Annotated in this window: 29 protein-coding genes; 13 read left to right on the top strand and 16 right to left on the bottom strand. The window is 64.9% G+C overall.

From position 1 onward, the window contains the following. Positions 1-10 precede the first annotated feature (10 nt). The 3 genes from ACX0GZ_RS12045 to ACX0GZ_RS12035 all read right to left on the bottom strand — a co-directional run bounded on the left by ACX0GZ_RS12045 (position 11) and on the right by ACX0GZ_RS12035 (position 3,702). Positions 11-1,342, bottom strand: coding sequence for a cell wall hydrolase (locus tag ACX0GZ_RS12045; protein ID WP_458816753.1), 1,332 nt, complete (start codon positions 1,340-1,342; stop codon positions 11-13). A 117-nt stretch (positions 1,343-1,459) separates the two neighbouring features. Then, positions 1,460-2,380, bottom strand: a complete 921-nt coding sequence (gene cysK / locus ACX0GZ_RS12040) for a cysteine synthase A (protein WP_458816751.1) — start codon at positions 2,378-2,380, stop codon at positions 1,460-1,462. Further along, positions 2,377-3,702 (bottom strand): MFS transporter, encoded by a 1,326-nt coding sequence (locus ACX0GZ_RS12035; RefSeq protein ID WP_458816749.1) that lies wholly within the window; start codon positions 3,700-3,702, stop codon positions 2,377-2,379. Before ACX0GZ_RS12035 ends, cysK begins: the two co-directional genes overlap by 4 nt. Before the next feature lie 198 nt (positions 3,703-3,900). Between ACX0GZ_RS12035 and ACX0GZ_RS12030 the strand changes: the two genes are divergently transcribed. From ACX0GZ_RS12030 to ACX0GZ_RS12015, 4 genes are all read left to right on the top strand, one after another. Then, complete coding sequence (locus tag ACX0GZ_RS12030) at positions 3,901-5,625, top strand: DUF885 domain-containing protein (RefSeq protein ID WP_458816747.1); 1,725 nt, start codon at positions 3,901-3,903, stop codon at positions 5,623-5,625. A gap of 14 nt (positions 5,626-5,639) precedes the next feature. Beyond that, positions 5,640-6,536, top strand: coding sequence for a hypothetical protein (locus ACX0GZ_RS12025; protein WP_458816745.1), 897 nt, complete (start codon positions 5,640-5,642; stop codon positions 6,534-6,536). Between the two features lie 10 nt (positions 6,537-6,546). Further along, positions 6,547-6,894 carry an ArsC family reductase gene (locus tag ACX0GZ_RS12020; protein WP_458816743.1) on the top strand — a complete coding sequence of 116 codons (348 nt, stop codon included), beginning with the start codon at positions 6,547-6,549 and terminating at the stop codon, positions 6,892-6,894. Positions 6,895-6,995: 101 nt separating this feature from the next. Further along, positions 6,996-7,430 carry a hypothetical protein gene (locus ACX0GZ_RS12015; RefSeq protein WP_458816741.1) on the top strand — a complete coding sequence of 145 codons (435 nt, stop codon included), beginning with the start codon at positions 6,996-6,998 and terminating at the stop codon, positions 7,428-7,430. Positions 7,431-7,449: 19 nt separating this feature from the next. On the opposite strand, the gene ACX0GZ_RS12010 is transcribed toward ACX0GZ_RS12015, so the two are convergent. Next, positions 7,450-7,665, bottom strand: coding sequence for a helix-turn-helix transcriptional regulator (locus tag ACX0GZ_RS12010; protein ID WP_458816739.1), 216 nt, complete (start codon positions 7,663-7,665; stop codon positions 7,450-7,452). A 3-nt stretch (positions 7,666-7,668) separates the two neighbouring features. Beyond that, positions 7,669-8,088: a hypothetical protein gene (locus ACX0GZ_RS12005; protein ID WP_458816737.1), complete on the bottom strand. Its 420-nt coding sequence runs from the start codon at positions 8,086-8,088 to the stop codon at positions 7,669-7,671. A gap of 125 nt (positions 8,089-8,213) precedes the next feature. On the opposite strand from ACX0GZ_RS12005, the gene panB reads away from it, so the two are divergent. The 6 genes from panB to ACX0GZ_RS11975 all read left to right on the top strand — a co-directional run bounded on the left by panB (position 8,214) and on the right by ACX0GZ_RS11975 (position 13,429). After that, positions 8,214-9,080 carry a 3-methyl-2-oxobutanoate hydroxymethyltransferase gene (gene panB / locus ACX0GZ_RS12000; protein WP_458816735.1) on the top strand — a complete coding sequence of 289 codons (867 nt, stop codon included), beginning with the start codon at positions 8,214-8,216 and terminating at the stop codon, positions 9,078-9,080. Positions 9,081-9,150: 70 nt separating this feature from the next. Further along, positions 9,151-9,891: a tetratricopeptide repeat protein gene (locus ACX0GZ_RS11995; protein ID WP_458816733.1), complete on the top strand. Its 741-nt coding sequence runs from the start codon at positions 9,151-9,153 to the stop codon at positions 9,889-9,891. Then, the gene (locus tag ACX0GZ_RS11990; protein ID WP_458816731.1) at positions 9,888-11,210 is read left to right on the top strand and encodes an outer membrane protein assembly factor BamB family protein; all 1,323 of its coding nucleotides are present in this window, start codon (positions 9,888-9,890) and stop codon (positions 11,208-11,210) included. Before ACX0GZ_RS11995 ends, ACX0GZ_RS11990 begins: the two co-directional genes overlap by 4 nt. A gap of 59 nt (positions 11,211-11,269) precedes the next feature. After that, positions 11,270-12,628, top strand: a complete 1,359-nt coding sequence (der, locus tag ACX0GZ_RS11985) for a ribosome biogenesis GTPase Der (protein ID WP_458816729.1) — start codon at positions 11,270-11,272, stop codon at positions 12,626-12,628. Beyond that, on the top strand, positions 12,625-12,828 hold the full coding sequence (locus tag ACX0GZ_RS11980; protein WP_458816727.1) for a sulfurtransferase TusA family protein: 204 nt from the start codon (positions 12,625-12,627) through the stop codon (positions 12,826-12,828). Before der ends, ACX0GZ_RS11980 begins: the two co-directional genes overlap by 4 nt. Positions 12,829-13,003: 175 nt before the next feature. Continuing rightward, positions 13,004-13,429: an Hpt domain-containing protein gene (locus ACX0GZ_RS11975; RefSeq protein ID WP_458816725.1), complete on the top strand. Its 426-nt coding sequence runs from the start codon at positions 13,004-13,006 to the stop codon at positions 13,427-13,429. Positions 13,430-13,525: 96 nt separating this feature from the next. On the opposite strand, the gene bfr is transcribed toward ACX0GZ_RS11975, so the two are convergent. The 10 genes from bfr to aroQ all read right to left on the bottom strand — a co-directional run bounded on the left by bfr (position 13,526) and on the right by aroQ (position 23,055). Next, the gene (gene bfr, locus ACX0GZ_RS11970; RefSeq protein WP_458816723.1) at positions 13,526-14,011 is read right to left on the bottom strand and encodes a bacterioferritin; all 486 of its coding nucleotides are present in this window, start codon (positions 14,009-14,011) and stop codon (positions 13,526-13,528) included. 86 nt (positions 14,012-14,097) lie between these two features. Beyond that, positions 14,098-14,283, bottom strand: a complete 186-nt coding sequence (locus tag ACX0GZ_RS11965) for a (2Fe-2S)-binding protein (protein ID WP_458816721.1) — start codon at positions 14,281-14,283, stop codon at positions 14,098-14,100. Positions 14,284-14,367: 84 nt separating this feature from the next. Next, positions 14,368-15,597, bottom strand: a complete 1,230-nt coding sequence (locus tag ACX0GZ_RS11960; protein ID WP_458816719.1) for a DUF418 domain-containing protein — start codon at positions 15,595-15,597, stop codon at positions 14,368-14,370. 174 nt (positions 15,598-15,771) lie between these two features. Beyond that, entirely contained in the window at positions 15,772-16,158 is a 387-nt protein-coding gene (locus tag ACX0GZ_RS11955; protein ID WP_458816717.1) for a hypothetical protein, read from the bottom strand. Positions 16,159-16,269: 111 nt separating this feature from the next. Next, complete coding sequence (purL, locus tag ACX0GZ_RS11950) at positions 16,270-18,498, bottom strand: phosphoribosylformylglycinamidine synthase subunit PurL (RefSeq protein WP_458816715.1); 2,229 nt, start codon at positions 18,496-18,498, stop codon at positions 16,270-16,272. Between the two features lie 170 nt (positions 18,499-18,668). Further along, the gene (locus tag ACX0GZ_RS11945) at positions 18,669-20,246 is read right to left on the bottom strand and encodes a phospholipase D-like domain-containing protein (protein WP_458816713.1); all 1,578 of its coding nucleotides are present in this window, start codon (positions 20,244-20,246) and stop codon (positions 18,669-18,671) included. Between the two features lie 158 nt (positions 20,247-20,404). Then, positions 20,405-20,740, bottom strand: a complete 336-nt coding sequence (gene arsC, locus ACX0GZ_RS11940; protein ID WP_458816711.1) for an arsenate reductase (glutaredoxin) — start codon at positions 20,738-20,740, stop codon at positions 20,405-20,407. Beyond that, positions 20,737-22,098, bottom strand: a complete 1,362-nt coding sequence (gene accC, locus ACX0GZ_RS11935) for an acetyl-CoA carboxylase biotin carboxylase subunit (protein ID WP_458816709.1) — start codon at positions 22,096-22,098, stop codon at positions 20,737-20,739. Before accC ends, arsC begins: the two co-directional genes overlap by 4 nt. 6 nt (positions 22,099-22,104) lie before the next feature. Further along, positions 22,105-22,587 (bottom strand): acetyl-CoA carboxylase biotin carboxyl carrier protein, encoded by a 483-nt coding sequence (gene accB, locus ACX0GZ_RS11930; protein WP_458816707.1) that lies wholly within the window; start codon positions 22,585-22,587, stop codon positions 22,105-22,107. 33 nt (positions 22,588-22,620) lie between these two features. Further along, positions 22,621-23,055: a type II 3-dehydroquinate dehydratase gene (gene aroQ, locus ACX0GZ_RS11925; protein ID WP_458816706.1), complete on the bottom strand. Its 435-nt coding sequence runs from the start codon at positions 23,053-23,055 to the stop codon at positions 22,621-22,623. A gap of 118 nt (positions 23,056-23,173) precedes the next feature. Here aroQ and thiS point away from each other — a divergent pair, with 118 nt between their 5' ends. Beyond that, entirely contained in the window at positions 23,174-24,187 is a 1,014-nt protein-coding gene (gene thiS / locus ACX0GZ_RS11920; protein WP_458816924.1) for a sulfur carrier protein ThiS, read from the top strand. 92 nt (positions 24,188-24,279) lie between these two features. Beyond that, positions 24,280-24,450 (top strand): CsbD family protein, encoded by a 171-nt coding sequence (locus ACX0GZ_RS11915; protein ID WP_458816704.1) that lies wholly within the window; start codon positions 24,280-24,282, stop codon positions 24,448-24,450. A gap of 58 nt (positions 24,451-24,508) precedes the next feature. On the opposite strand, the gene ACX0GZ_RS11910 is transcribed toward ACX0GZ_RS11915, so the two are convergent. Next, the gene (locus tag ACX0GZ_RS11910; protein WP_458816702.1) at positions 24,509-25,453 is read right to left on the bottom strand and encodes a hypothetical protein; all 945 of its coding nucleotides are present in this window, start codon (positions 25,451-25,453) and stop codon (positions 24,509-24,511) included. A gap of 129 nt (positions 25,454-25,582) precedes the next feature. Between ACX0GZ_RS11910 and ACX0GZ_RS11905 the strand changes: the two genes are divergently transcribed. Beyond that, positions 25,583-25,882, top strand: a complete 300-nt coding sequence (locus tag ACX0GZ_RS11905; RefSeq protein ID WP_458816700.1) for a hypothetical protein — start codon at positions 25,583-25,585, stop codon at positions 25,880-25,882. Positions 25,883-25,888 lie beyond the last annotated feature (6 nt).

The following is a 25,888-nucleotide window of genomic DNA, read 5'->3' as shown; positions in this document are numbered from 1 at the left end:
AACGGGGAAATTAGTCGGGCTGGGGTGCGGTGACAGGCGCAGGCGCGGGCACCACCGGCGCAAGTGTCCCGGTCTTTCGCCGAACGCCGCTCAACGCGGGCGTGTCGGGCCGTGCGACTGCAACGGGTTGCTCGGTCTTGGCCGCCGCCGCCCGCGTCGGCACCGCGACCACCACCCGCTGGCGCATGCATTCGGCCTGGCTGGTGCGCGGAAACTCCTCGCAATTCCACAGCGCCTTTTCGAACCCACGCGCGCGGTCGCGCAAATAGCTGAACGACATCGCCGCCAACAGCTTGGGATCGGACGGCACGGCCGCAGGGGTCGGCGTCTTGTCGGTCCAGGCGAGGAACTTGCAATAGGGCCGATCGCCACAGCTTTGTGCCGCCAGGCTTGCAAAGTTGGTCGCAGGCATACGCGGATCGAGCGCGACCAGAAAGGTGTTGGGATCGCCCGCCATCGGACGCGGGAGCAGGTCGGCGGCGACGATCACCGGCGCTTCCACGCCAGTGGATTCGGCAACTTCCTCCAGTCCGCTGCGATGCGCGGCGAAGCTCGCGGCGAGTTTCGCGATGACCGGTTCGCCGCCGGCATGAGCGCGGTTGAACGCGGGCTGCGTGCCCCACCATCCGGTCCAGCGGAAGAACAGATGGGTGTCGACCGCCGCGATCTTGTCGAGGCTGGCGCTCCAATAGGGCACGACCCAGTCGGTATGGTAATGGGTGGCGAGGCCTACCGGCGCGAATACGCTGCCGCCCAGCGCGGCGCTTGCGACCTGCTTGGCGCGTGCCCAGAACCCGTCGGAATAGCGCCGCGCGAGCGCACCGTCGCAGGTGAAGGTGAACTGGCATCCGGTTGCGCGTTCCGAGCCCTGGAACACCACGCCGCACACGCTTTTGGGGAAAGCGGGGTGCCGGACGCGGTTGAGCACGACCTGCGCCACCGCTTCCTGACCGCGGCGATCGTCGCCCGCTTCGTAGAGTACGGCGGCGGCGAGGCAATCGACGGCGCGGGCGCGGTCTTCGTTCGATCCGGTAAAGCGGAACGGGCGCGCGGTGGGATGGGGACCGGTCACGAACGGGATCGATGCGTTGAACGCTCGCGCATCGTCGGTATCGACCGCCTGAAACTCGATCGGCTCGACTGGCGGCAGTTCGGTGCGTTGCACGATCCGCTCCGGCGCGCGGACCTGTCGCGCCACCTCAGCGGGGATATACGGCGGGTTGGCGGCGACGAGCAGCGGGAGAACGATCGCGAACAGCGCCACCGCCGCCATCGCCAGCCACAGGGGCAGGACGATGGCGGGGCGGGGGGCGCTGGGGATCGAGTTCTCTGGCTGCTGCATTCGCATCCCGAATGACAAAACCCGTTCGCACTGAGCTTGTCGAAATGCTGTTCTTCTCTTCGTGCCAAGAAGGACAGTGCTTCGACTAGCTCAGCACGAACGGGGGAAGGGTAGTTCCTACGCCTCCGGCAGGAAATCCGGGACCGACAGATAGCGCTCGCCAGTGTCGTAGTTGAAGCCCAGCACCCGCGCGTTCGGCGCGAGATCGGGCAGCTTCTTGGCAATCGCCGCCAGCGTGGCGCCCGACGAAATCCCCACCAGCATCCCTTCTTCGGTCGCCGAACGCCGTGCCATCTGCTTGGCGTCGTCGGCATCGACCTGGATGGCGCCGTCGATCGACTGGGTGTGCAGATTGGCGGGGACGAAGCCCGCGCCGATGCCCTGGATCGGGTGCGGACCCGGCTGTCCGCCCGAAATCACCGGCGACAGCACCGGCTCGACGGCATAGACCTTCAGCCCTGGCCACTGCTTTTTCAGCACCTCGGCAACGCCGGTGATGTGGCCGCCGGTGCCGACCCCGGTGATGATCGCATCGAGCGGCGCGTCGGCAAAGTCCGCCAGGATTTCCTGAGCGGTGGTGCGGACATGGACGTCGATATTCGCAGGGTTTTCGAACTGCTGCGGCATCCAGGCGCCGGGAGTCTCGTCGACGATTTCGGTCGCACGTTCGATCGCGCCCTTCATGCCCTTTTCGCGCGGGGTCAGGTCGAAACTCGCGCCGTAAGCCAGCATCAACCGGCGGCGCTCGATCGACATCGATTCGGGCATCACCAGGATCAGCTTGTATCCCTTGACCGCCGCGACCATCGCCAGGCCGACGCCGGTATTGCCGCTGGTCGGCTCGACGATGGTGCCGCCGGGTTTCAGGTCGCCCGATGCTTCCGCCGCCTCGATCATCGCCAGCGCGATGCGGTCCTTGATCGATCCGCCGGGATTGGAGCGTTCGGACTTGATCCAGACCTCGGCGTCGGGGAACAGCCGTGCCACGCGGATGTGCGGCGTGTTGCCGATCGTCTCCAGGATGGTGTTCGCCTTCATGCCGGTGTCTCCTTGAGGGGCGCGAGTTGCAAAGTTTCTGGCGGGTCAAAGGTCCGCGCCCGGACGAGTTCCGGAAACAGCCTGGCCCATAATGCAGTGACCAATATGGCACCGAACCCGCCCGCGACAACCGCCATGACCGGACCGACCAGCGCCGCGAGAAAGCCCGAGCGTGCCTCGCCAAGCTCGTTCGAGCCGGATATGAACAGGGTGGACACCGCGCCGACGCGCCCGCGCATCTCGTCCGGTGTATGCAATTGAATCAGCGACTGGCGGACATAGACCGACACCATGTCGGTCGCCCCGATCGCGAACAAAGCCACCAGCGACAGCGCAACGGCGGGCGCGAAATCGCTGCCGACCGCGCTTGGCCCGAGCACGGGCAGCAACACCGGCCCCGCAAGTCCGAAGATCGCGGTGGCAAGGCCGAAGGCGGCGACCGACCACAGCATCTTCTTGCCGACATCGTTGGTCAGCGGCCGCCATGAGAACAGCAATGCGACCGCGACCGCACCGATGGCGGGGGCGGCGCGCAGATGACCCAGCCCTTCCGCGCCGATCATCAGCACGTCGCGCGCATAGATGGGCAGCATCGCCGTCGCACCGCCCAGCAGCACCGCGAAGAGATCGAGGCTGATCGCGCCGAACACCAGCCGGTTGCGGCGGACATAGCTCAACCCCTCGGCCATCTGACGCCACGGGTTGCGAGATCCGGTAATCGCCGCGCGCTTCACCGGGTGGATCAGCAGCAGCATGACGAAGGCGAGCGCGAACAGCCCGCCCGACACGCCATAGGGCAGCCAGGGCGCAGCGGCATAGAGATAGCCGCCCAGCGCCGGACCGATCACTGCGCCCGCCTGCCAGGCGATCGAGCTGAGTGCGATCGCGGTCGGCAGCACCTTTGCCGGGACGAGATTGGGTGCAAGCGCCTGCAACGCCGGTCCGGCAAAGGCCCGCGCGACGCCCAGCAGCGCCGCGACCGCAAATAGAGACGGCAACGTGATCGTGTTGGTCCAGCTGAGCCATGCAAGCGCAAAGGCGCAAAATGCCTCCAGCCCGATGGCGGCACGAGCAATCACCCGGCGATCGATCCGGTCGGCGACCCAGCCTGCGACCAGCGACAGCACCAGCAGCGGCACGAACTGCGCGACGCCGATCAGTCCGAGCTGAAACGCCGCCGCCCTGATCCCCATCGTTTCGCGGGCGATGTCATAGACTTGCCAGCCGATGACGATGACCATCGCCATCTGCGCCATCGTCGAGGTGAGCCGCGCGACCCAATAGGCGCGAAAGCTGGGGATGGCGAAGGGGTGCTGGCTCATGCGGCCGGGGGTTTAGGCGTGGACGGGCGGCTGCGGCAATGAAGATTTATAGTGCACGTCGCCTGTCCAGGCATGGATGCAATTTGTCAGGCTGGTTCAGCGTGCCGTAACGGAAGGCCCGCCAACGCCGTCCAATTGCGGGGTGGCCGATCGCGCGAATCCCTGTAATCAAACGACGCGACAGGTGAGAGGATGACGATGCGGTTTGCACCCCTGGCAGCATTGACGGCGATCGGGCTGGCGCTTGCGGCCTGTTCGTCGGACGAAGAAGCGGGCAACCGCGTCGGCGTCGTCGCCAATCAGGGCGACTGGGATGGCTTCCTCCAGCGGACCATCGACGGCTGGATGGCGATCGACCCGGCCTTTGCGGTCTATCAGGGGCGGCATGAGTTTGACGGTCGCCTGCCCGACTGGAGCGAGGCGGGCATCCGCAAACAAGCGGCCTTCTACAAGGATGCGATTTCCCAAGCGCGCGCCTTCCGCCGGTTGAGCGCGGAGGAGAATTTCGCGCGCGAGCATCTGGTCAAGACGTTCGAGGGCAAGCTGTTCTGGCTGGAGGATGCCGAGCAATGGCGGCGCAACCCCGCCTTTTATGTCGGCGGCGGGCTGGACCCCAATGTCTATGTCGCGCGCGACTATGCCGATCCGGCGACACGGATGGCGGCGATGATCGCGTTTCTGAAGAATGTGCCGACCGCCGCGCAGCAGATTCGCGCCAATCTGCGGGTGCCGATGCCCGCCAGTTATATCGATTACGGCGTCGCCGGATTCGGCGGCCTGGCCGATTATTATGTCGGTGACGCGCGCGCGGCGTTCGCGTCGGTCGGCGACCCCGCAATGCAGCGCGAATTCGCGACGGCCGCGCAGGCTGCGTCGCAGGCGATGCGCGAACTGGCCGAATGGTTGGAGGGCGAACGCCCGCGCGCGACTCAGGATTTCGCGATGGGGCCGGAGCGCTTCTCGCGGATGCTGAAGGCGACCGAAGGCGTCGATGTGCCGCTGGCCGAACTCGAACGCATCGGCATCGCCGATCTGCGCCGCAACCAGACGGATTTGCAGCAGGCCTGCGCCAAATTGCTGCCGGGCGCGAGCGTTGCGGCGTGCATGGCAGAAGTGCGCTCGCGCAAGGCCGAAGGCGGACCGGTCGCGGCGGCAACGCGGCAAATCCCGGAATTGCGCGCCTTTCTGACCGAACAGGATCTGGTGACGATCCCCGGCACCGAACAGGCGGAAGTGCGCGAAAGCCCGCCATATAACCGCCAGAACCTGGCCTATATCGACATACCCGGACCGTTCGAGAAAGGCCTGTCGTCAATCTATTACATCTCGCCGCCCGATCCTGCCTGGCCGGAGGCGGTGCAGCAGGCCTATCTGCCCGGAGAGGCGGATTTGCTGTTCATCACCGTCCACGAAATCTTTCCCGGCCATTTCCTCCAGTTCCTCCATTCGAACCGCAATCCGAACCTGCTGGGCAAGCTGGCGGTGGGTTATGCGAGCGCCGAAGGCTGGGGCCATTATGTCGAGGAGATGATGTGGGAAGCGGGGCTTCGCGGTGATCCGGAGACGCATATCGGGCAATTGTCCAACGCGCTGCTGCGCAATTGCCGCTATGCCGCCGCGATCGGGATGCACGCGCGCGGGATGACCCAGGCACAGGCGCAGGCGCTGTTCCAGAACGAATGCTATCAGGACGAGGGCAATGCCCGGCAACAGGCGGCGCGGGGCACTTACGATCCCGCCTATCTCAACTACACGCTGGGCAAGCTGATGATCCGCAAGCTCCGCGAGGACTGGACCGCATCGCGCGGTGGGCGTCAGGGGTGGAAGGCGTTTCACGACACCTACCTGTCCTATGGCGGCCCGCCGATCCCGCTGGTGCGCCAGGCGATGATGGGCGAGGACGCTCCGAAAGCGGTGTTTTGATGAGGGGTTTTCCAATGCACTATGGTTGGTTGATGGCGGCGTCGGCGTTCGCGTTGTCGGCATGTTCGAGTGGCCCGGACGAGGCGGACAATGCGTTGCCGGTCAATGAGACGACACCCGAAATCGCCACCGCCGCCCCGCTTCCCGATATCCCCGCGGCGTTTCGTGGCACGTTTGACAGCGATGCCGTGGCGTGCGGCGCAAATGGCAGTGAGATGCGGCTGGTTGTCGATGCGCGCGAAATGCGGTTTCATGAAAGCGTCACCAGGGTCACGCGGGTGACGCCGCGCGATGGTGGCGCGATCGACGTCGATGCGGTCTCCACCGGGGAAGGGATCACCGAGCAGCGCCAGTATCGGCTGGCGATGGGCGAGGGCGGGCGGCTGAACGTCACGATCAGCGGCAGCGAATCGACGCGCGTGCGCTGCAATGCTCCCGCTGCGGCCAATGCCGATCCGGCCGAGCGCATTCCTTTGGCGCTGTCGGGCGACGGGTTGCAACTGGTCGATCCGAACAGCGGGCGCACCCGGCTGATTGCGTTCGGAACCCCACGCGCCGAAACGCTCGCGCTGGTCAAAAGCGCGCTGGGCGATCCGTTGGCCACCAACCGCTGCGATGTCGCGCCGCTGACGGGGGCGCAGTTCGGCGAGCGGATGGCGATTTATTTCGAGAATGACCGGTTCGCAGGCTGGTCGGCCAATCCGCGCGGCGGGCGCGATTTCTCGTCGATGAGCGGGGTGCGGATCGGATCGACTCGCGCCGAGATGGAGGACAGTCTGGTCGCCGAAATCAGCCAGACCTCGCTCGGCACCGAATTCGACGCGGGCGGCTTGTCGGGCGTGTTGTCGGGGCGCGGCCCCGATGCGCGGATCGAGGGGCTCTGGGCGGGCATGGCCTGTATCGCACGATAAGGAACCGACGATGAGCGTGACGCTATACGGCATCCCCAATTGCGACACGGTGAAGAAGGCGCGGACCTGGCTTGCCGACAACGCGATCGATTATCGGTTCCACGATTACAAGAAATCCGGGATCGACGCCGCGCATCTGGCGCGCTGGTCGGAGTCCGTCGGTTGGGAGCCGTTGCTCAACCGGGCCGGGACCACCTTTCGCAAGCTCGACGATGCCGCCAAGGCCGATATCGATCAGGCCAAGGCCACCCGATTGATGGTCGACCAGCCGTCGATGATAAAACGCCCGGTGGTCGAATATCCCGGCGGCGTATTGGTCGGGTTCAAGGCCGAGCAATGGGCGCGCGCCTTGCTGTGACGTAACGCTATCGAAATGATGGCGAATGCGAACGAAAAGGCGTAGGATCGCCCATCGACGTCGCGGCGTAACGACGCGACGGAGAGTGGGGGAGTTTGGCCATGAACGACGCAAGCGCGAAGCCGCCGACCTGGTTCTGGATCGTGTCGATCCTGATCCTGTTGTGGGGCGCGATGGGGGTATTCGCATTCTATACCGACGTGACGATGAGCGAAGAGATGCTCGCGGCGATGGATGATTACGACCGACGGATGTATCTGGGGCGTCCGGCATGGTTCGCGACCGTTTACGGCCTCGCAACCTGGGGCGGGTTTCTGGGCGGCGTCGCACTTCTGCTCAGGCGACGGCTGGCGATCGTGCTGTTCCTGTTGTCGACGGTGGCGGTGGTCGTCCAGTTCGGCTGGGTATTCGGCGTCACCGACCTGATCGCGGAAAAGGGCGCATGGACGCTGATCTTCCCGATCTTCATCCTCGCCATCGCGATCTTCCAGATCTGGTTCGCCAACCTCGCCATAAAGCGCGGTTGGCTGCGCTGAAGGGCAAAGGGGAGGGTGGTCAGTCGCCCTCCCATTTGAAAATCTCGTCAAGCGGCTTGTCGAACACCTGGGCGATGCGGAATGCGGCTTCCAGACTGGGCGAATATTTGCCTGCCTCGATCGCGGCGATCGTCTGGCGCGTGACGCCGATGCGTTCGCCCAATTCGGCTTGCGTCATCTCTCCAGAAAGAAAGCGCAGCGTGCGGATGTCGTTGCTGATCGGAATTTTCGCCATCGCTCAACCCTGTCGATAGAGCCAGATTTGCGATCCGATGCGGAGCAATTCGGCGCACACCACCATCGCGAGGATGACGTTGAGCAGGACGACGCTGTCGGTGCCTGCGAAGATCAGGACGATGCAGGTCCAGCTGCCGATCACCATCGGATAATAGGCCAGATGCGTGCCGTGGCGATGGATCGCCCGGTCGCGCTCGTCTTCGCGAATATCGACTTCGTGCCGGTTGCGGATCGCCATGACCGCCGTCGCGACCGACATCGCCAGGATGATGCCGATCGAAACCGCGATCAACATGCCGCCGCTCGCCCAAAGACCGGCGCTGGAGGGCGAAGCGCTCCACGGGTAGTTGAGGAAGTACCAGCCGAAGGCGAGGATGATGGCGACGAACGCCACCCAGTGGATTTTTTCCCGGAACGACATTGCCGAACTCCATGTAAGCCTGATACGACTCCATGTATATCAAAGCTAACACGGTGTCACCTGAATAGTGCATCGGATCGCTTGCAGCTTGGCGGCGACGCGGCGAACGCCTAGGAGCGCTCGCCATGTCCACGACGTTCACGATCGACACCGCGACCAGCCGCGCGAACCCGACGCCAGCGCCGATGAAGCGGGTGACGGTGCCCGCGATCCGGCAGCGCAAGGGGATGGAGGCGGAGCCGCTGGTCATGCTGACGGCCTACACTGTGCGGATGGCGCAACTGCTCGATCCGCATTGCGACATGCTGCTGGTCGGCGACAGTCTGGGTCAGGTGATTTACGGCCTGCCGTCCACGGTGCCGGTCACGCTCGACATGATGGCGGCGCATGGCGCGGCGGTCGTGCGCGGCAGCTATCATTCGCTGGTTGTCATCGACATGCCATTCGGTAGCTACGAGGCGTCGAGCGAACAGGCGTTCGAAAGTGCGGCCTGGCTGCTCAAGGAAACCGGCGCGGCGGCGGTGAAGCTGGAGGGCGGGGCGGCGATGGCGCCCACCGTGCGCTTCCTGTCCGAACGCGGCATTCCGGTGGTCGGCCATGTCGGGCTGACGCCGCAGGCGGTCAACATGCTCGGTGGTTACGGCGCGCGGGGTCGCAGCGAGGCGGAAGCCGCGAAGATCGTCGGTGACGCCGTCGCGATTGCCGATGCAGGCGCGTTCGCCATCGTCATCGAAGGTGTGATCGAGCCGATCGCGATCGAAATCACCGATCGGGTCGCGTGCCCGACCATCGGCATCGGCGCGTCCAATCGCTGCGACGGCCAGGTGCTGGTCGCAGAGGACATGCTGGGGCTGTTCGAACGCACGCCGCGGTTCGTCAAGAAGTTCGACGATATGGCGGGGCGCATCTCCGCCGCGGTCGAAACCTATGCCGCCGACGTGCGATCGCGCGTGTTTCCAGGGGACGAACAGGTCTATCGCCCGAAGTCCTGAACCGCTTCCCATCCTCAACCCGCGCGGCTAATGTCCGCGCCCGACATCCCCGCCATCCACGGAGTTCCCCTTGGCGCTTACCCCGCAAAACAACGACGCATTCTTTCGCGAAGTCGATGAGGAGCTGCGCCGCGACGAGCTGCTGAGTTTCTGGCAGCGCTGGGGCCGCTGGGTGATCGTCGGCGTGATTGCCGCGATCCTCGCGTTCGGCGGCTATCTGTTCTGGCAGAACCGGCAACAGGTCGCCGCAGGCGAGCAGGGTGAGCAACTCGCCAGCGTGTTCGACGATCTGGCGGCGAACAACACCGCGGCGGCCGAGCCCAAGCTGGCCGAACTGGCGCAGTCCGATTCGCAAGCGATGCGCGCGATGGCGCGGTTTACCGAGGCGGACATGCTGTTGGCGCGTGACGATCTGAAGGGCGCGGCGGCGAAGTTTGCCGAAGTCGCCAACGATAGCGGGCTGGATCAGGTTTACCGCGATCTGGCGCTGATCCGCCAGACTTCGGCCGAATTCGACACGATGCAGCCCCAGGCGGTAATCGGGCGGCTTCAGGGGCTGGCGTCGAAGGAAAACGCCTGGTTCGGCAGCGCGGGCGAACTGGTTGCCGCGGCACATCTTCGCATGGACCGCCCGGACCTTGCGCTGCGCGTCTTCCAGGATATTGCCGCGACCGAGGATGTGCCCGAATCGATCCGGCAACGTGCGGTTCAGATGGCCAGCGTATTGAGTGCGACGGCTGGCGACGCAGGCAATGCGGCGCAGGGAAATAGCGCGGCTCCTGCCGCTGGCGAGGAAAAGAACGGCGAATGAAGACAGCGTTGAAAGCGACCGCGGCCATCACCGCGCTCCTGAGCCTTGGCGCATGTGGTATTTTCAGCGGTCGCGACCGGGGAACGCCGGTCGTCGGCGAACGCATGCCGATCCTGACGTCGGACGCCGAACTGGCGGTCGACCCCAGCATCGCGTCGCTGCCGGTCACGGCGCCCGCCGCCCAGGTCAATGCCGACTGGTCGCAGCCGGGCGGGAACGCGGCCAAATCGATGGGACATCTGGCGCTGGGCGCGTCGGTGACGCGGGCATGGACGGCGTCGATCCCCGGCAGCTCGCTGCGCGCGCGGCTGGCGTCGTCGCCGGTGATCGGCGGCGGGCGGCTGTATGTCGTCGACGTCAACGGCGTGGTCCACGCGCTCGACGCCGCGACCGGTGCGCAGGTGTGGCGCGCCAACACGGTCGAGGGCAGCGCCAACGAAGCATCGCGGTTCGGCGGTGGCGTCAGCTATGACAATGGCCGGGTCTATGCGACCAACGGACTGGGCGATGTCGTCGCCTATGACGCGGGCACGGGCGGCGTTGCATGGCGCGCCAAACCGAGCGGCCCCCTGCGCGGCGCACCGACCATCGCCAACGGCCAGGTCTATGTCCAGAGCCAGGACAACCAGCTGTTCGCGCTGAACCAGGCCGACGGCAGCGTCGCCTGGACCGCGGCGGCATCGCCCGAAGCGCAGGGCGTGTTCGGCGTCGCGGCCCCGGCGGCGGCGCGCGGCACGGTGGTCGCGGGCTTCTCTTCGGGCGAACTCAACGCCTATCGTTACGAAAACGGCAACGCGCTGTGGGCGGACGCGCTGTCGCGCACGTCGATCTCCACGTCCGTGTCGGCGCTGTCGGACATTGATGCCGAACCGGTGATCGACAATGACCGCGTCTATGCGGTCGGTCTCGGCGGGCGCACCGTCGCGCTCGACCTGCTGACCGGGCGGCGGTTGTGGGAACAGAATTTGTCGGGCATTTCGACTCCGTGGATCGCGGGCGACTGGATGTTCGTCGTCACCGACGATGCGCGGGCGCTGGCGCTGTCGCGCGACAGCGGTCGTGTGCGCTGGGCCAACCAGTTGCCGCGCTGGCGCAATGTGAAGCGCAGCACGGGCGCGATTTCCTGGGTGGGGCCGGTATTGGCGGGCGACCGTCTGGTTGCCGTGAACAGCGAAGGCCAACTGGTGTTCATTTCTCCCGCCGATGGATCGGTATTGCAGACGATCGAGGGGCGCCAGCCATTCTCGCTGCCGCCGGTGGTCGCCAACAACATGCTGTACGTGATCGACGACGCAGGCACGATTTCGGCCTATCGCTGAGGAAGCGGGCGGCGTTCGCGCCGCTTTCGCACCTCCCGATGGGCATATTGGATTAGACTATGACCGCAATGCCCGTCGTCGCCATTATCGGCCGACCCAATGTCGGCAAATCGACGCTATTCAACCGGCTGGTCGGCAAGCGCCTGGCGCTGGTCGACGACCAGCCGGGTGTCACGCGCGACCGGCGCGAGGGAGAGGCGAACCTGCTCGGGCTGGAATTCGTCATCATCGACACCGCCGGTTACGAGGACGAGGATGCGGCGACGCTGCCCGGCCGGATGCGCCAGCAGACCGAAGCCGCCGTCGCGGTCGCCGATGTCGCGCTGTTCATGGTCGACGCCCGCGCCGGGGTGACGCCGCTGGACGAGGAAATCGCGCGCTGGCTGCGCACGTCCGACACCCCGATCGTCGTCGTCGCCAATAAGGCCGAGGGCAAGGCCGGCGAAACCGGCGTGATCGAGGCGATGGCGCTGGGGCTGGGCGATCCGATCCCGCTGTCGGCCGAACATGGCGAGGGGGTGGTCGATCTGTTCGACGCGCTGCGTCCCTATGTCGACCGCGACGATGACGCGGTGACGGACGAGGTCGAAGAGGAAACCGACGGGCCGCTGAAACTCGCGATCATCGGGCGCCCCAACGCGGGCAAATCGACGCTCATCAACCGCATGGTCGGCGAGGACCGGCTGATTACCGGACCCGAGGCGGGGATCACGCGCGATTCGATCTCGGTCCCGTGGGAATGGGAAGGTCGCCCGGTCAAGCTGATCGACACCGCGGGCATGCGCAAGAAGGCGCGGGTTCAGGAAAAGCTCGAAAAACTGTCGGTGATGGACGCGCTGCGGTCGATCGACTTTGCCGAGGTGGTGATCCTCCTGATCGACGCGACGCGCGGGCTGGAGGTTCAGGATCTGAAAATCGCCGACCGCGCGCTTCAGGAAGGCCGCGCGCTGGTGATCGCGCTCAACAAATGGGACGTGGCGGAGAACGCCTCCAGCCTGTTCAACGGCGTCAAGGCCGCGCTGGAGGAAGGACTGGCGCAGGCCAAGGGCGTGCCGCTGATGACGGTGTCGGGCGCGACCGGCAAGGGGATCGATACGCTGATGAAGGTCGCCTTCGAAACCCGCGAGGCATGGAGTTCGCGTGTGTCCACCGGCCAGCTCAACCGCTGGTTCGAACGCGCGATCGAAACCAACCCGCCCCCCGCGCCCGGCGGCAAGCGGATCAAGCCGCGCTACATCACCCAGAACAAGTCGCGCCCGCCCAGCTTCATCCTGTTCGGCACCCGCGTAGACCTGCTCCCCGAAAGCTATCGCCGCTACCTGATCAACGGGTTGCGGCGCGAATTCGGCTTCGGCGCGGTGCCGGTGCGGATGACGATGCGTGCGCCGAAGAATCCGTTCGATCAAGACAAGTCTTGACCACCCGGATCGACGCGCGCGGGCTGAAATGTCCGTGGCCCGCGATCCGGCTGGCCAAGGCGATGCGCGATGGCGGTCCGGGCGAATTTCTGATCCATGCCGACGATCCGGCGGCACCGGGCGAGATCGAGCGTGTCGCTCTGGCCGGTGGCGCGGATTTTGCCGTGATCGGCGAGGGGCTGTTTCGTATCCGTCGGTGATTTCGGACAGAGGGTTTGGGCGAGTTGCACGGACTCGGCACCACCCATGCCCTTTTCATTGAGTCTGTCGTATCCGCCAATCCGCGAGCGCATTTTTCCGCTGCTGCATCAACGCCCTGTTTACCGATTGGCGACTAAATTCGCCTGTGACGTTACGGGGGCGTTCGGAGTGGGAATGATGCAGGCGCCAGTTGAAGGCACCCTATTGGTCAACTGGACGACGTACCAGCAGGCGCGCGCCGAGCTGGGCGGCAATTTCGTGCGGATCCTGGGCTATTTCCGCGAGGACGGCATGAAGGCGGTGGACCGGATCGAGGCCGCGATGCGTGCGCATGACGCGACCGCATTGGTGCTGCCTGCCCATACGCTGAAAGGCGAATCGCGCCAGTTCGGCGCCGACCCGCTGGGCGACTGCGCCGAAATCATCGAGAATATCGCCCGCACCTGTGTCGAGACGCGCGAATCGCCCGACGCGGCGCTGGAGCATGTCGTCGGCCTGCGCAAGCTGTTCAACGAGACGCTGGAACTGCTCGAGCGCGAAGCCAATCCGCTGGTGATGCGCAAGCCGCAAGGCGGGTTCGGCCGACGCGCGGTGGGCTGACGGCCCTTATTTCTCCATTGCGAGCGCAGCAAAGCAATCCGGTGCGGTCGACCGCCGAATTGGATTGCTTCGCTGCGCTTACAATGTCGGCTCGGGTTACTCCCCGGCTTCCTCGGGCTTCGAATTGAGCTGGATATAATTCTGGATGCCCATGCGTTCGATCATCTCGAACTGGGTTTCCAGCGTGTCGACATGCTCTTCCTCGCTGTCGAGGATGCGGCGGAACAGGTCGCGGCTGACATAATCGCGCACCTTTTCGCTATGCTCGATCGCGTCCTTGAGCACCGCGACCGCTTCCATTTCGAGCGCGAGATCGGCCCTTAACACTTCCTCGACCGTCTCGCCGATGCGCAGGCGTCCGAGCAGCTGGAAATTGGGAAGTCCGTCGAGGAACAGGATGCGTTCGGACACCCAGTCGGCATGCTTCATCTCGTCGATCGATTCGTGGCGTTCGAACTCGGCGAGCTTCTTCACGCCCCAATGGTCAAGCATGCGGTAATGCAGCCAGTATTGGTTGATCGCCGTCAGTTCGTTCTTGAGCACCTCGTTGAGATACTCGACGACTTTTTCGTCACCCTTCATCGCGCCGTTCCTTTATCTGGTCGGCGGCGATGATACGCTCAAATCGCTGATTTAAACAGCAAAAAACGGCGGAAATCCGCCATTTTTCAAGCTGCGACTGTCATGCAATCGCGGGCTTCGGCGTCGATAATGGCTCGCGCAAACGGAACGCATTGGCCGCATTTCGCCTGGCGACCCATCGACCGATACGCCTGGCACGCACTGCGAGCGCCCTGACGGGCCGCTTCGCGGACATCGCGTTCCCGAATTGCATTGCAGACACAGACGACCATGCACATCCTCGCTACGCTGAGGCGGTGATAGGGCGAGTGAGAATGATTCGCAAGCCTAATGCGAGGCGTTCGCACCGATGGCGATCAGGCGAGGCGACGCAGTGGTTGAACCGATCCGCGCGCGATGCTGCGCCACAGCCACTCCAGCGGCCCGTAGGCGAATCGGTCGAGCCAGGGCTTCGACCAGAGCAGCATTCCTGCCCAGACGGCCAGCACGACGCCCCAGAGTTCCAGTCGCGACAGGTGGCCGAACAGCCCCAGTCCGTAACCGTAGAAGATCGAGGTGCAGATGAGGCTGGTCAGCAGGTAGTTGGTGAACGCCATGCGTCCGGTTGCGGCCACGCGCTCGGTTAGCGCGCCTCCGGGCCGCGCGGCGAGCAGGATCAGACAGGCGATGCCGATGATGACCAGTGGCCGCAGCGGAACCGGCGCAACCAGAGTGGCGGTGACGACGCTCAGCAACGAAAAATTCGCCGACGTCATCCACCACGCAAGCGGCAGATAGACGGCGAGACCGATGGCGACGCCGATCGCTGCCCAGCGCCTTAGCCGCGCGACCGGCCATTCGCCGCGCAACAGCCCGGTCTTGAGCAGCCCCATCCCGATCAGCATCAGCCCCAGCGTCTCCATTCCCATATAATGCAGGTCGCGGATCGGCGCCCAGCCGAATCGCGCGAAGCGGTCGGCGACGATGCCCGCATAATCGCCGCGATAGATCAGCGTCTCCGTCGCCGCCCGCGTCGCGTCGGGGATGCCGAAGCTGTTGGAGAACCCCTGAAGCGCGGCCGCGGCGGCGGGGGCGGGAAGCTCGCCTTGCAGCGTCGCGATCTGGAAGGGGAGGCCGACCGTGAACAGAGTATGTGCGGCGATCAGCGCGGCCGAGAGCATGAATTGGGTTCTCGCGGGCTGATGCACCGCGAAATACGCGACCATGCCGACAATGGCGTAATGGGCAAGAATATCGCCCCACCAGACCAGCCAAAGATGCAGCAGTCCGAAGGCGAGCAGGGCGATCATCCGCGCGTAATGGACGCGCGCAGGGTTCTCGCCCTTGGCCGCGGCACGCTCGACCACCAGCAGCATCGACGCGCCGAACAACAGCGAGAACAGCCCGCGCATCTTGCCGTCGAACACGACATAGTTGAACAGATAGACGCCGCGGTCGATCGCGGTTGCCTCTCCGGTCGCAAGCGGATTGAAATAGGCCGGGAAGATCAGCGCGAACCCGGCGATGTTCATCGCCAGGATGCCCATCACCGCCATCCCGCGCACGATGTCGAGTGCGGCGATGCGATCGGTGATGGATATGGTCATGTGCGGCTTCCCCCGTGGAGAGGGAGAGCTTTATTCAGAGGCGCGGCTAGCTGCCAGCAATCAATGGCCCGCCCTTTCGTCATTCCCGCGAAGGCGGGAATCCATATCCTCCGACATCGGTTATGGATTCCCGCCTTCGCGGGAAGGACGGTTTGAGGCTTGATTCCCCGAGCCTCAACCCGACGGCGCGAGGTCGAGCTTCAACCCCGTCCAGCGGTCGGCGATGCGGTGAGTGTCGCCGGTCAGAAATCCCTGGTCACGCGCGATCCGCGTGACGTCATCGCTCGCCACCGCGTCGCCTTCCCACAGCACCCAGACGTGCCCGGCGGGCTGCATCAGTCCGGCCAGCGCCTGAAGCTCGCGCTCGATCGGCTTGTCGGCATCGACGACGATGATCGCGACGTCCATGCCGGTCGAGGGCGATGCCAGCAGTTCGGCGCCGATCGCTTCGGGATCGATCGCGTTGCGCAGCGCTTCCGGCGCGTCGCGCAGCCACAGCCGGACGCCGCGCGTCAGCCCCAGTTCGGTCGCGGTCTCGGTGGTTTCGTTGCCGGTGGTCATGCGCGTGGTCCTTTGCCGTTTCGCTGCTCAACGCAGTCACGGGGCAAAGGGATGCGTCGGTTAGATCGACCACCAAACCGTCATTGTTTCGCTACGCTCGCAATGACGGGCTCAGGCCAGCGCGGCGTCCTCGCCCATCAGTGTGGGGAAGAACCTCTCATGCGCCTCGCGCAGATCGGCGATGGTCAGGCAGAAATCGCCTTCGTCGAGTTCGAACACCAGCCGGTCGCGGATGGTGCGGCCGATCGGGTCGGCAGGCACGTCGGCTTCGGCAGCGTGGCTCAGGAAATCGGCGAGCGCCTCGTCCTTGACGGTGACGACGTACAGCCCCTGATCCTCGCCGAAGAACGATCCTGCGACGCCGAAGGGCTGCGCCTCGTTGATCATCGCGCCGATGTTCGACGCCAGCGCCATCTCCGCAATCGTCACCGCCATGCCGCCGTCGGATACGTCGTGGCACGCCGTGACGTTGCCGCGTTCGATCTGCGCGCGCAGGAAATCGCCGGTGCGGCGTTCGGCGCGGAGATCGACGGGCGGCGGCGGGCCTTCCTCGCGGCCATGCACCTCGCGCAGCCAGATCGACTGGCCGAGATGGCCGCCGCGCTCGCCCAGCGCGATGATGACGTCGCCGGTGCCCTTGAAGCCGATGGTGACCGATTTCGACCAGTCGGCGAGCAGCCCGACGCCGCCGATTGCGGGGGTGGGCAGGATGGCGGAGCCGCCGCCCGTTGCCTTCGATTCGTTGTAGAGCGAGACGTTGCCGCTGACGATCGGGAAGTCGAGCGCGCGACAGGCTTCGCCCATGCCCTCCAGACAGCCGACGATCTGGCCCATGATCTCCGGGCGCTGCGGGTTGGCGAAGTTCAGGCAGTTGGTGATCGCCAATGGGTTGGCGCCGACCGCGGTCAGGTTGCGCCATGCCTCCGCCACCGCCTGCTTCCCGCCCTCGACCGGATCGGCGAAGCAATAGCGCGGCGTGCAATCGGTGGTGATCGCCAGGCCTTTTTGCGTTCCGTGGACGCGAACCACCGCCGCGTCGCCGCCGGGGCGCTGGACGGTGTCACCGCCGACCATATGGTCATACTGCTCCCAGATCCAGCGGCGGCTGGCGATGTCGGGCGAGGCCATCACCGTCAGCAGATCGGCGCGCAGATCGGTCGATTCGGGCTCGTCCGTCAATTCCGCTGGTTTGGGCGTCGGAACGTGCGGGCGATCATAGAGCGGCGCTTCGTCGGCAAGCGGGGCGAGCGGAATGTCGGCGACGACATCGCCTTTCCACTTGAGCACCATGCGCCCGGTGTCGGTAACGTGTCCGATCACCGCGAAGTCGAGTTCCCATTTGCGGAAGATCGCCTGCGCCTCGGCCTCGCGGCCGGGCTTCAGCACCATCAACATGCGTTCCTGCGATTCGGACAGCATCATCTCATAGGGCGTCATGCAGGTTTCGCGCTGGGGAACGTCGTCCATGATGAGTTCGATGCCGACGCCGCCCTTCGACGCCATCTCGACACTCGACGATGTCAGGCCCGCGGCACCCATGTCCTGGATCGCGACGATCGCGTCGGAGGCCATCAGTTCGAGGCAAGCCTCGATCAGCAGCTTTTCGGTGAAAGGATCGCCGACCTGCACCGTCGGGCGCTTGGCGTCGGCATCGTCGCCGAAATCGGCGCTGGCCATCGTCGCGCCGTGGATGCCGTCGCGCCCGGTCTTCGACCCGACATAGACGATGGGATTGCCCACGCCGCTGGCGGCGCTGTAGAAAATCTTGTCGGTATCGGCGACGCCGACGGTCATCGCGTTGACCAGAATGTTGCCGTCATAGGCGGGGTGGAAATTCACCTCGCCGCCAACGGTGGGAACGCCCACGCAATTGCCATAACCGCCGATGCCGTGGACGACGCCTGCGATCAGGTGGCGCATCTTGGGATGATCGGGCCGACCGAAGCGCAGCGCGTTCATGTTGGCGACGGGCCGCGCGCCCATCGTGAACACGTCGCGCAGGATGCCGCCGACCCCCGTCGCAGCGCCCTGATAGGGCTCGATATAGGATGGGTGGTTGTGGCTCTCCATCTTGAAAATCGCCGCCTGCCCGTCGCCGATGTCGATGACGCCCGCATTCTCGCCGGGACCGCAGATCACCCAGGGCGCTTCGGTGGGGAGCTTTTTCAGGTGGATGCGGCTCGATTTGTAGCTGCAATGCTCGGACCACATGACCGAAAAGATGCCGAGTTCGGTCAGGTTCGGCTCGCGGCCCATCGCCGCGAGGACGCGCTCATACTCTTCCGGGGTGAAGCCGTGTTCGGCGACGGTTTCGGGCGAGATCTGGCGCGTATCGGTCATGGCTCGCGGCTTTAGCGAGGGCGGGGCCGGGGGGCTAGTGTGGATTGCGCGCGACAAGGGCAATGCCGGATTGATCCGGCGATACCGTCATTGCGAGCGCAGCGAAGCAATCCAGTGTATCGCGTGCGAAGGCTGGATTGCTTCGCTGCGCTCGCAATGACGAACGATGGCTAGGGTTGCTCGTTATCCGCCTTGCCCCGCTTGCTTACCGCCAGCGCGACGCCGCCGGCAACGACCGCCGCTGCTGCCGCCCCCAGTGCAAAGCTCGCGCGCTTGGTCTGAGGGCGATGTGGGCGATGCGCCTTCAACCGGCGGAACAACCCCTTGCGTTCGGTAATCTCGAACGCGTCGTCGGGATGTTCGGGGTCGAGCACTTCATTGTCGGCCAGCCATTCCTCGACGGCATTCACGTCGGGAATTTCATAGGGGATCAGCGTCTTGCCCTCGCCCCGCAGTTCCTCGATCGCGGCGATCAGAGAGCCGCCGGCGGCATGCAGCGACTCGACCTTCTCGGCTGCCACGCCCAGATGTTCGCCGAGCAGATCGTAGGCGATGTCGTGAATGGTATCGACTTCATCCTCGTTGCCGTCGCGCGCCGCGTCGATCGTCACGTCGCATTCGGTGTCGAGACCCATCGAGCGGTTATTGAAATTCGACGATCCGACGCGCAGCACATGGCCGTCGACGATCGTCACCTTGGCGTGGACGTAGATGGGCTCGCCGCCTTCGGTAACAGGGTGATAAAGGCGCAGGCGACCATAGGTGTCGCGCTGGCGAAGCGCTTCGACCAGCCGTGCGCGGGCATTGTCCATCGCGATGGGTTCCAGCCATCCTTCCGCCGTGGTCGGGTTGACCAGCACGAATTCGGGGCCGTTCTCTTCGCCCAATCGCTTGGCGATCGCCTCGGCCACCTTGCGCGACGCGAAATACTGGCTCTCGGCATAGACCCAGTGTTTGGCGTGAGCGATCAGGTCGCAGTAGAGCGCCTCGATCTCGCGCACTTCGTCGTCGCCATCGACGCACGGATGGGTGCGAGAGGTCGCGACCTCGGCATCGGTGAACTGGACGCGCAGCCCGTCGGGCCAGCACGCCCTGGTCGGCGGTGGAACGGGAAGCGGCTTGCCGCCCGCCAATTGCCAGCGGGTGCGGCACAGGTCGCCCAGCGCGCCGGCGACATCGCCCGACAGCGCGGTGGTCACGTCGTGCCACGGGCCGTAGGGTTCGCCATCGGGACCGATCCGTTCGGGATCGTCATCCAGATGCTCGCGCGTGTCCCAGCGGCCGGCGGTCATGTCGATACCGCCGCAAAAGGCGATGCAGTCGTCGATCACCACCACCTTTTGATGATGCGACCCGCCGGTCGGGTGATGACCGTCAAGGCGCAAGTGAATGCGCGGATGCTTCGCCCAGCGCATCAGCGTGAAGATGGTGCGCCCGCGAAACAGGTTCTTCATCGCGCCGACGTCCCAGCGCAGCAGGTAGATTTGCAGGGTAGGCGTGCGTTCGATCAGCCAGTCGATGAACTCGCCGACGGTGACCGGGGCCTCGTCCTCGCCCTCGCGGACCAGCCGGATGCGCGCGTCGAAATCCCAGCCGACGAGCATGATCTGGTGTTTCGCCGACTTCATCGCCTCGCGCGAGATGCGAAAATAATCCTCCGCATCGACGATGACGGTGGCCTTTTCGGCCTTCTTGATACGCCAGCAATTGCGACCGATCTCCAGGGGGAGTTTGTCGTGCGTGTTCATTTGTTGAGCTTGCCCCTTGGTTGTCGGAGATGGGTATAGGCGAGCGATCCCCAACCGTCACCCCGGCCCGCTACGCGCTCCCGCGAAGGCGGGAGCCCAGAACCACAAATGGTGCACTTAGTTACTCTAGACTTCCGCCTTCGCGGGAGTACAGGCCATCAAAGGATTTCCCGCACCCGCTCGGGCGGGCGACCCAGCCGGACGCCCTTGTCGGTTTCAACCAGCGGGCGTTCGATAAGGATCGGATCGCTCGCCATCGCGTCGAGCAGGGTGGCGTCGTCGGCATCGCGGAGCAGTTTCGCGCCCGGCTCGGCAGCGCGCAGGCCGTCCCGCGGCGACATGCCCGCCTTGTCGTAGAGCCGCTTCAACTCGCCCGCGCTGGGCGCGTCCTTCAGATATTCGACCACCTCCACATCGGCGCCGGCATCCTTCAGGATCGCCAGCACCTCGCGCGACTTGGAGCAGCGCGGATTGTGGAGGATACGCGCCTTCACGCCGGCTCGTCCGCCTCGCGCGCCAGCCATTCCTCAAGCCACTTGATCGTATAATCGCCCTTCTGGAACTCGGGATCGTCGAGCAAGGCGCGGTGGAGCGGCACGGTCGTCTTGACGCCGGTGACCACGAATTCCTCCAGCGCGCGGCGCAGGCGCATCAAACAGCCTTCGCGCGTGCGGCCATAGACGATCAGCTTGGCAATCATCGAGTCGTAGTAAGGGGGAATCCGGTAGCCCGCATAAATGCCGCTATCGACGCGGACGTGCATCCCGCCGGGGGCGTGGAACTGAACCACGGTGCCGGGCGAGGGGGCAAAGGTCTTCGCATCCTCGGCATTGATCCGGCATTCGATCGCGTGGCCGCGAAATTCGATCTCATCCTGCTTTACCGACAGCGGCTCGCCCTCGGCGACGCGGATCTGTTCGCGGACCAGGTCGATGCCGGTGATCATCTCGGTCACCGGATGTTCGACCTGGAGCCGGGTGTTCATTTCGATGAAATAGAATTCGCCGTTTTCCCACAGAAATTCGATGGTCCCGGCGCCGCGATAACCCATATCGGCCATCGCCTTGGCACAGACCATTCCCATCCGGTCGCGGTCGGCCTGACCCAGCACGGGCGAGGGGGCCTCTTCGAGCACCTTCTGGTGGCGGCGCTGAAGCGAACAGTCGCGCTCACCCAGATGCACCGCATGACCATTGCCGTCGCCGAACACCTGAAATTCGATGTGGCGCGGATTGCCGAGATATTTCTCGATATAGACGGTCGCGTCGCCGAATGCCGATTTCGCTTCCGAACCGGCCTGGCTCATCAGCGTTTCGATTGTGTCTTCGCTCTCGCAGACCTTCATGCCGCGACCGCCGCCGCCCGATGCCGCCTTGATGATCACCGGATAACCGATTTCGGCAGCGATCCGCTTGGCCTCGGCAACGTCGCTGACCGCGCCGTCCGATCCGGGGACGAGCGGCAGGCCGAGTGCGCCTGCGGTCCGCTTCGCCTCGACCTTGTCGCCCATCACGCGGATATGTTCGGGCTTCGGCCCCACGAACAGGATGTTGTGCAGCTCGACGATCTCGGCAAACTTGGCGTTCTCGCTCAGGAAGCCATAACCCGGATGGATTGCGTCCGCGCCCGAGATTTCGGCGGCCGAAATGATGTTCGGGATGTTGAGATAGCTTTCGCCCGCGGGCGGTGGGCCGATGCAGATCGCCTCGTCCGCGAGGCGAACGTGCATCGCGTCGGCGTCGGCGGTGGAGTGCACCGCGACCGTCTTGATCCCCATTTCGTGGCAGGCGCGGTGGATGCGCAGCGCGATCTCACCGCGGTTGGCGATGAGCAACTTCTTGATCTTGGCCACGCCGCGTTACTCGACGACGACGAGCGGCTGGTCAAATTCGACCGGCTGACCGTTCTCCACGAGCACCTGTTTGACCGTGCCCGCAGCCGTTGCGAGGATCGGGTTCATCACCTTCATTGCCTCGACGATCAGCAGCGTGTCACCTGCCTTGACGCTCTGGCCGGTGGTGACGAACGGCTTGGCGCCGGGTTCCGCGGCGAGATAGACGGTGCCGACCATCGGCGATTTGACGGCATTGACCACGGCGGCAGGTGCCGATGCGCCGGGTTCGGCAGCGACCGGAGCGGCAGCCACCGGCGCGGGTGCGGCAGTGGGTGCGGGCGCATAGGCCATCGGTGCGGCGGGTGCGGCCTTGCGCGCCACGCGCACCTTGCGGTCGCCATCCTCGACCTCGATCTCGGTCAGTTGCGTATCGTCCAGAACGGCGGCGAGCGCGCGCACCAGTTCGATATCGACGCTCATTCCGCCATGCTTGTTATGCTCGGTCATGCGACCCCCAGTGAATCCGAAACGGGCCTCCTGTCAGAGACGGGCGGCGGCTTCAAGCGCCAGCGTATAGGAAAGCGCGCCGAAGCCCGCGATGGTTCCCTTCGCCGCCTGTCCGATCAGACTGACATGGCGGAAGGAATTACGCGCGTGCGGGTTGGACAGATGCACCTCGATCACCGGGGTTCTGATCGCCTTGATCGCATCATGGATCGCGACCGAGCTGTGGGTATAGCCGCCCGCGTTGAGCAGCACGGCCTTCGCCTCGAACGATTGCGCCTCGTGCAACCAGTCGACCAGATGCCCTTCATGGTTCGATTGGCGCAGGTCGATGGTCAGGCCCAGTTCGCGTGCGCGGTCGTCCAGCTGGTTGGCGATGTCGTCGAGCGTGTCATGCCCGTAAATCTCGGGCTCGCGCATCCCGAGCAGGTTGAGGTTGGGGCCGTTCAGGACAAAGATCGTGTCGGTCATTGCGGACCTTCCGGTTGCGGGGGCGGGGCTCACGCCATATCTGCCGCTTTCCTACCCGTTCGTGTCGAGCGAAGTCGAGGCACGTTTCACGGGCGAACCGATCACCGGAGAGCAGGTCTTGCACAGCGACGGCACCGTCAGCATCCGATTGAATGGCGAACACCGCCGGGTCCATGCCGGGCTGACGCTCGCGCAACTCGCGCGCGACCTGGGGCTGGTCCCCGAAAAGGTCGCGGTCGAACGCAACCTGGAAATCGTGCCGCGATCGACGCTGGAGACGGTGGCGGTCGAGGATGGCGACGAGCTGGAGATCGTGCATTTCGTCGGTGGCGGCGACCATGCGGTCACGGGCGGCGGCGACCATGACGACAGCTGGACCGTGGCAGGCAAGACCTTCACCTCGCGGCTGATCGTTGGCACCGGCAAATACAAGGATTTCGAACAGAATGCCGCCGCGGTCGAGGCCTCGGGCACCGAAATCGTGACCGTCGCGGTGCGGCGCGTGAACGTCAGCGATCCGAACGCGCCGATGCTGACCGACTATATCGATCCCAAGAAGATTACCTACCTTCCCAACACCGCCGGTTGTTTCGATGCCGAATCAGCGATTCGCACGTTGCGGCTGGCGCGCGAGGCGGGCGGCTGGGATCTGGTGAAGCTGGAAGTGCTGGGCGAAGCGCGCACGCTGTATCCTGATATGGTTGAGACGATCCGCGCGACCGAGGTGCTGGCCAGGGAAGGCTTCAAGCCGATGGTCTATTGCGTCGACGATCCGATCGCGGCGAAACGGCTGGAGGATGCGGGTGCGGTCGCGATCATGCCGCTGGGCGCGCCGATCGGGTCGGGGCTGGGCATCCAGAACCGGGTGACGATCCGACTGATCGTCGAAGGCGCAAAGGTCCCTGTCCTGGTCGATGCGGGCGTCGGCACCGCGTCGGACGCCGGCGTCGCGATGGAACTGGGCTGCGACGGCGTGCTGATGAACACGGCAATCGCCGAGGCCAAGGACCCGATCATGATGGCGAAGGCGATGCGGCTTGCGGTCGAAAGCGGTCGGCTGTCCTATCGCGCCGGACGGATGGGGCGGCGGATGTACGCCGATCCGTCGTCGCCATTGGCTGGCCTTATTTGACGGAACCGTTTTCCGGTTTGCCCGTTCTGTATCCGAGACCGCACAACGCGGCTACCGCGCGAAAGCGCGAAGTCTTAGAAGGAGCTAAAATCATGGGCGAATTCGTCGATAAGGTCAAAGGCAACGTCAACGAAGCCATCGGCAACCTGAAGCAGAAATCGGACAATCCCGAAACGAAGGCCGAAGGTGCCAAGCAGGAAGCCAAGGGCAAGGCCCAGCAGGCTGCTGGCTCGGTAAAGGGCGCGCTCGGCGACGACATCTGATCGCTGATGCATCCAGATGCGAAGGGCCGCTCCCATCAAGGGAGCGGCCTTTTTGCTGTCATTCGTAGATGGTCATCGTCGGGCGCTGGCCACCGAAATAGTGCTGCGCGGGATAGCCGAAATCGAAGCCGCCGTTCCGCAACCGCTGAACCAGTTGCAGTGCGCGGACCGTGGCGGCGCGATTGTTGTCGGTCAGCGTGTTGATGGCCAGCGCAGTGCGATCGACGATCACGCCGTCGGCAACGGTCCGTGCCCGCCCGGCGGCCTTTAATCGCTTCACTTCTCTGGCCACGGTCGAATGCGGCAACGCCAGTACCCGCGCGACCGCCGCCACCGTGATCGGACGGCGCAGGTGATCGGGCGGAATCGTGTCGATCGCGCCATACTGCATCGCCAGTACCGGATCATAGGTGATGGCCCGAACATTTGCGGCGACGATCGCGTTCAGGACCATCGCGGCGAGCGACGTGCCATAGACCGGACGTATCCGCTCGGCGAGGTACAACACCATATCCAGCGCGGCGTGCAGCGTCTCCGCAGGCCGTGTCTCGACGGGCCTGGAAGGCGGCATCGGAACCCCGAAGCGTGCCAGATCGTCGATCATCGCCACCATGACGTCATGGATGCGATGCGCGAGTGCGAGCATGACTGGCGATTCGCATTCCGATTGGGGGATTGTGACGCCGTCGGACGTTCGGACTGCCAGCCCGGCCAATTCCAGTCGCCGGACATGCCGACGCAGCGTTTCGAAGGGCTGGTTGAGCGATGCGGCGAGGCCAGCGATGCTCATCGCTCGCGGCTCGGTCCGTGCACCCGCCAACGGACAGGCGGCATGACGCATCAGCGCGAGATACAGCACCACCCGGTCATAGGTGGCGCCGCCCGAAAACACGTCGAAATGCGCGCGTCGCGTGGCGATCATGCAATCGATTGCCATTTCGGCGGCAATCCGACCGATCAGCCGGGCGGGCAGGGCAGTCTCTGCATTCGCCATGTAGATCATTGTCAATTCTCGATAACGCGACATTTTCGAACAGAACGGACGCCTGAATTGCCATATTGGGTAGTGGATGCATTGCGCGCCGCCAAGGTGCTGGCGCAACACCCTGACGTCATCTGGGGGGAATAGAGAATGTTCGGGCGTGAAACCGGTGCGACGGAGCGATCCGCGCACGCGCAGGCCACGGCACTAGCCGAACTGCTCGAACGCTGCGCCGATTTTGCCGAGCGGAACGGTCGAACCGAGTTGTCGGCGGACATATTGCGGCTGGCCAAAGCGGTTCGCGAACAGGAAGCCGACGCGCTTGCCGGGACCGACACGCTGTTCGCATGGGACGGCCCGGTCCACATGGCGTCGGTCGTTGATGGCTGGGACGAGGAATATCTCGGCCTCGCCGCCGCCTACCGCGTCGAATCGGCGGGATTGCGCTAGGGTCAA

It is taken from the genome of Sphingomonas aestuarii (assembly GCF_054457155.1).
Note: the sequence above shows the minus strand (reverse complement) of the source record. Positions and strands in the feature narration are given on the sequence as shown.

What these genes read in the sequence shown, in the direction of transcription:
- ACX0GZ_RS12045 (WP_458816753.1), bottom strand. Translation starts at nt 1,342, where the DNA reads ATGCAGCAGCCAGAGAACTCGATCCCCAGCGCCCCCCGCCCCGCCATC.
- cysK (WP_458816751.1), bottom strand. Translation starts at nt 2,380, where the DNA reads ATGAAGGCGAACACCATCCTGGAGACGATCGGCAACACGCCGCACATC.
- ACX0GZ_RS12035 (WP_458816749.1), bottom strand. Translation starts at nt 3,702, where the DNA reads ATGAGCCAGCACCCCTTCGCCATCCCCAGCTTTCGCGCCTATTGGGTC.
- ACX0GZ_RS12030 (WP_458816747.1), top strand. Translation starts at nt 3,901, where the DNA reads ATGCGGTTTGCACCCCTGGCAGCATTGACGGCGATCGGGCTGGCGCTT.
- ACX0GZ_RS12025 (WP_458816745.1), top strand. Translation starts at nt 5,640, where the DNA reads ATGCACTATGGTTGGTTGATGGCGGCGTCGGCGTTCGCGTTGTCGGCA.
- ACX0GZ_RS12020 (WP_458816743.1), top strand. Translation starts at nt 6,547, where the DNA reads ATGAGCGTGACGCTATACGGCATCCCCAATTGCGACACGGTGAAGAAG.
- ACX0GZ_RS12015 (WP_458816741.1), top strand. Translation starts at nt 6,996, where the DNA reads ATGAACGACGCAAGCGCGAAGCCGCCGACCTGGTTCTGGATCGTGTCG.
- ACX0GZ_RS12010 (WP_458816739.1), bottom strand. Translation starts at nt 7,665, where the DNA reads ATGGCGAAAATTCCGATCAGCAACGACATCCGCACGCTGCGCTTTCTT.
- ACX0GZ_RS12005 (WP_458816737.1), bottom strand. Translation starts at nt 8,088, where the DNA reads ATGTCGTTCCGGGAAAAAATCCACTGGGTGGCGTTCGTCGCCATCATC.
- panB (WP_458816735.1), top strand. Translation starts at nt 8,214, where the DNA reads ATGTCCACGACGTTCACGATCGACACCGCGACCAGCCGCGCGAACCCG.
- ACX0GZ_RS11990 (WP_458816731.1), top strand. Translation starts at nt 9,888, where the DNA reads ATGAAGACAGCGTTGAAAGCGACCGCGGCCATCACCGCGCTCCTGAGC.
- der (WP_458816729.1), top strand. Translation starts at nt 11,270, where the DNA reads ATGACCGCAATGCCCGTCGTCGCCATTATCGGCCGACCCAATGTCGGC.
- ACX0GZ_RS11975 (WP_458816725.1), top strand. Translation starts at nt 13,004, where the DNA reads ATGATGCAGGCGCCAGTTGAAGGCACCCTATTGGTCAACTGGACGACG.
- bfr (WP_458816723.1), bottom strand. Translation starts at nt 14,011, where the DNA reads ATGAAGGGTGACGAAAAAGTCGTCGAGTATCTCAACGAGGTGCTCAAG.
- ACX0GZ_RS11965 (WP_458816721.1), bottom strand. Translation starts at nt 14,283, where the DNA reads ATGGTCGTCTGTGTCTGCAATGCAATTCGGGAACGCGATGTCCGCGAA.
- ACX0GZ_RS11960 (WP_458816719.1), bottom strand. Translation starts at nt 15,597, where the DNA reads ATGACCATATCCATCACCGATCGCATCGCCGCACTCGACATCGTGCGC.
- ACX0GZ_RS11955 (WP_458816717.1), bottom strand. Translation starts at nt 16,158, where the DNA reads ATGACCACCGGCAACGAAACCACCGAGACCGCGACCGAACTGGGGCTG.
- purL (WP_458816715.1), bottom strand. Translation starts at nt 18,498, where the DNA reads ATGACCGATACGCGCCAGATCTCGCCCGAAACCGTCGCCGAACACGGC.
- ACX0GZ_RS11945 (WP_458816713.1), bottom strand. Translation starts at nt 20,246, where the DNA reads ATGAACACGCACGACAAACTCCCCCTGGAGATCGGTCGCAATTGCTGG.
- accB (WP_458816707.1), bottom strand. Translation starts at nt 22,587, where the DNA reads ATGACCGAGCATAACAAGCATGGCGGAATGAGCGTCGATATCGAACTG.
- aroQ (WP_458816706.1), bottom strand. Translation starts at nt 23,055, where the DNA reads ATGACCGACACGATCTTTGTCCTGAACGGCCCCAACCTCAACCTGCTC.
- ACX0GZ_RS11915 (WP_458816704.1), top strand. Translation starts at nt 24,280, where the DNA reads ATGGGCGAATTCGTCGATAAGGTCAAAGGCAACGTCAACGAAGCCATC.
- ACX0GZ_RS11910 (WP_458816702.1), bottom strand. Translation starts at nt 25,453, where the DNA reads ATGATCTACATGGCGAATGCAGAGACTGCCCTGCCCGCCCGGCTGATC.
- ACX0GZ_RS11905 (WP_458816700.1), top strand. Translation starts at nt 25,583, where the DNA reads ATGTTCGGGCGTGAAACCGGTGCGACGGAGCGATCCGCGCACGCGCAG.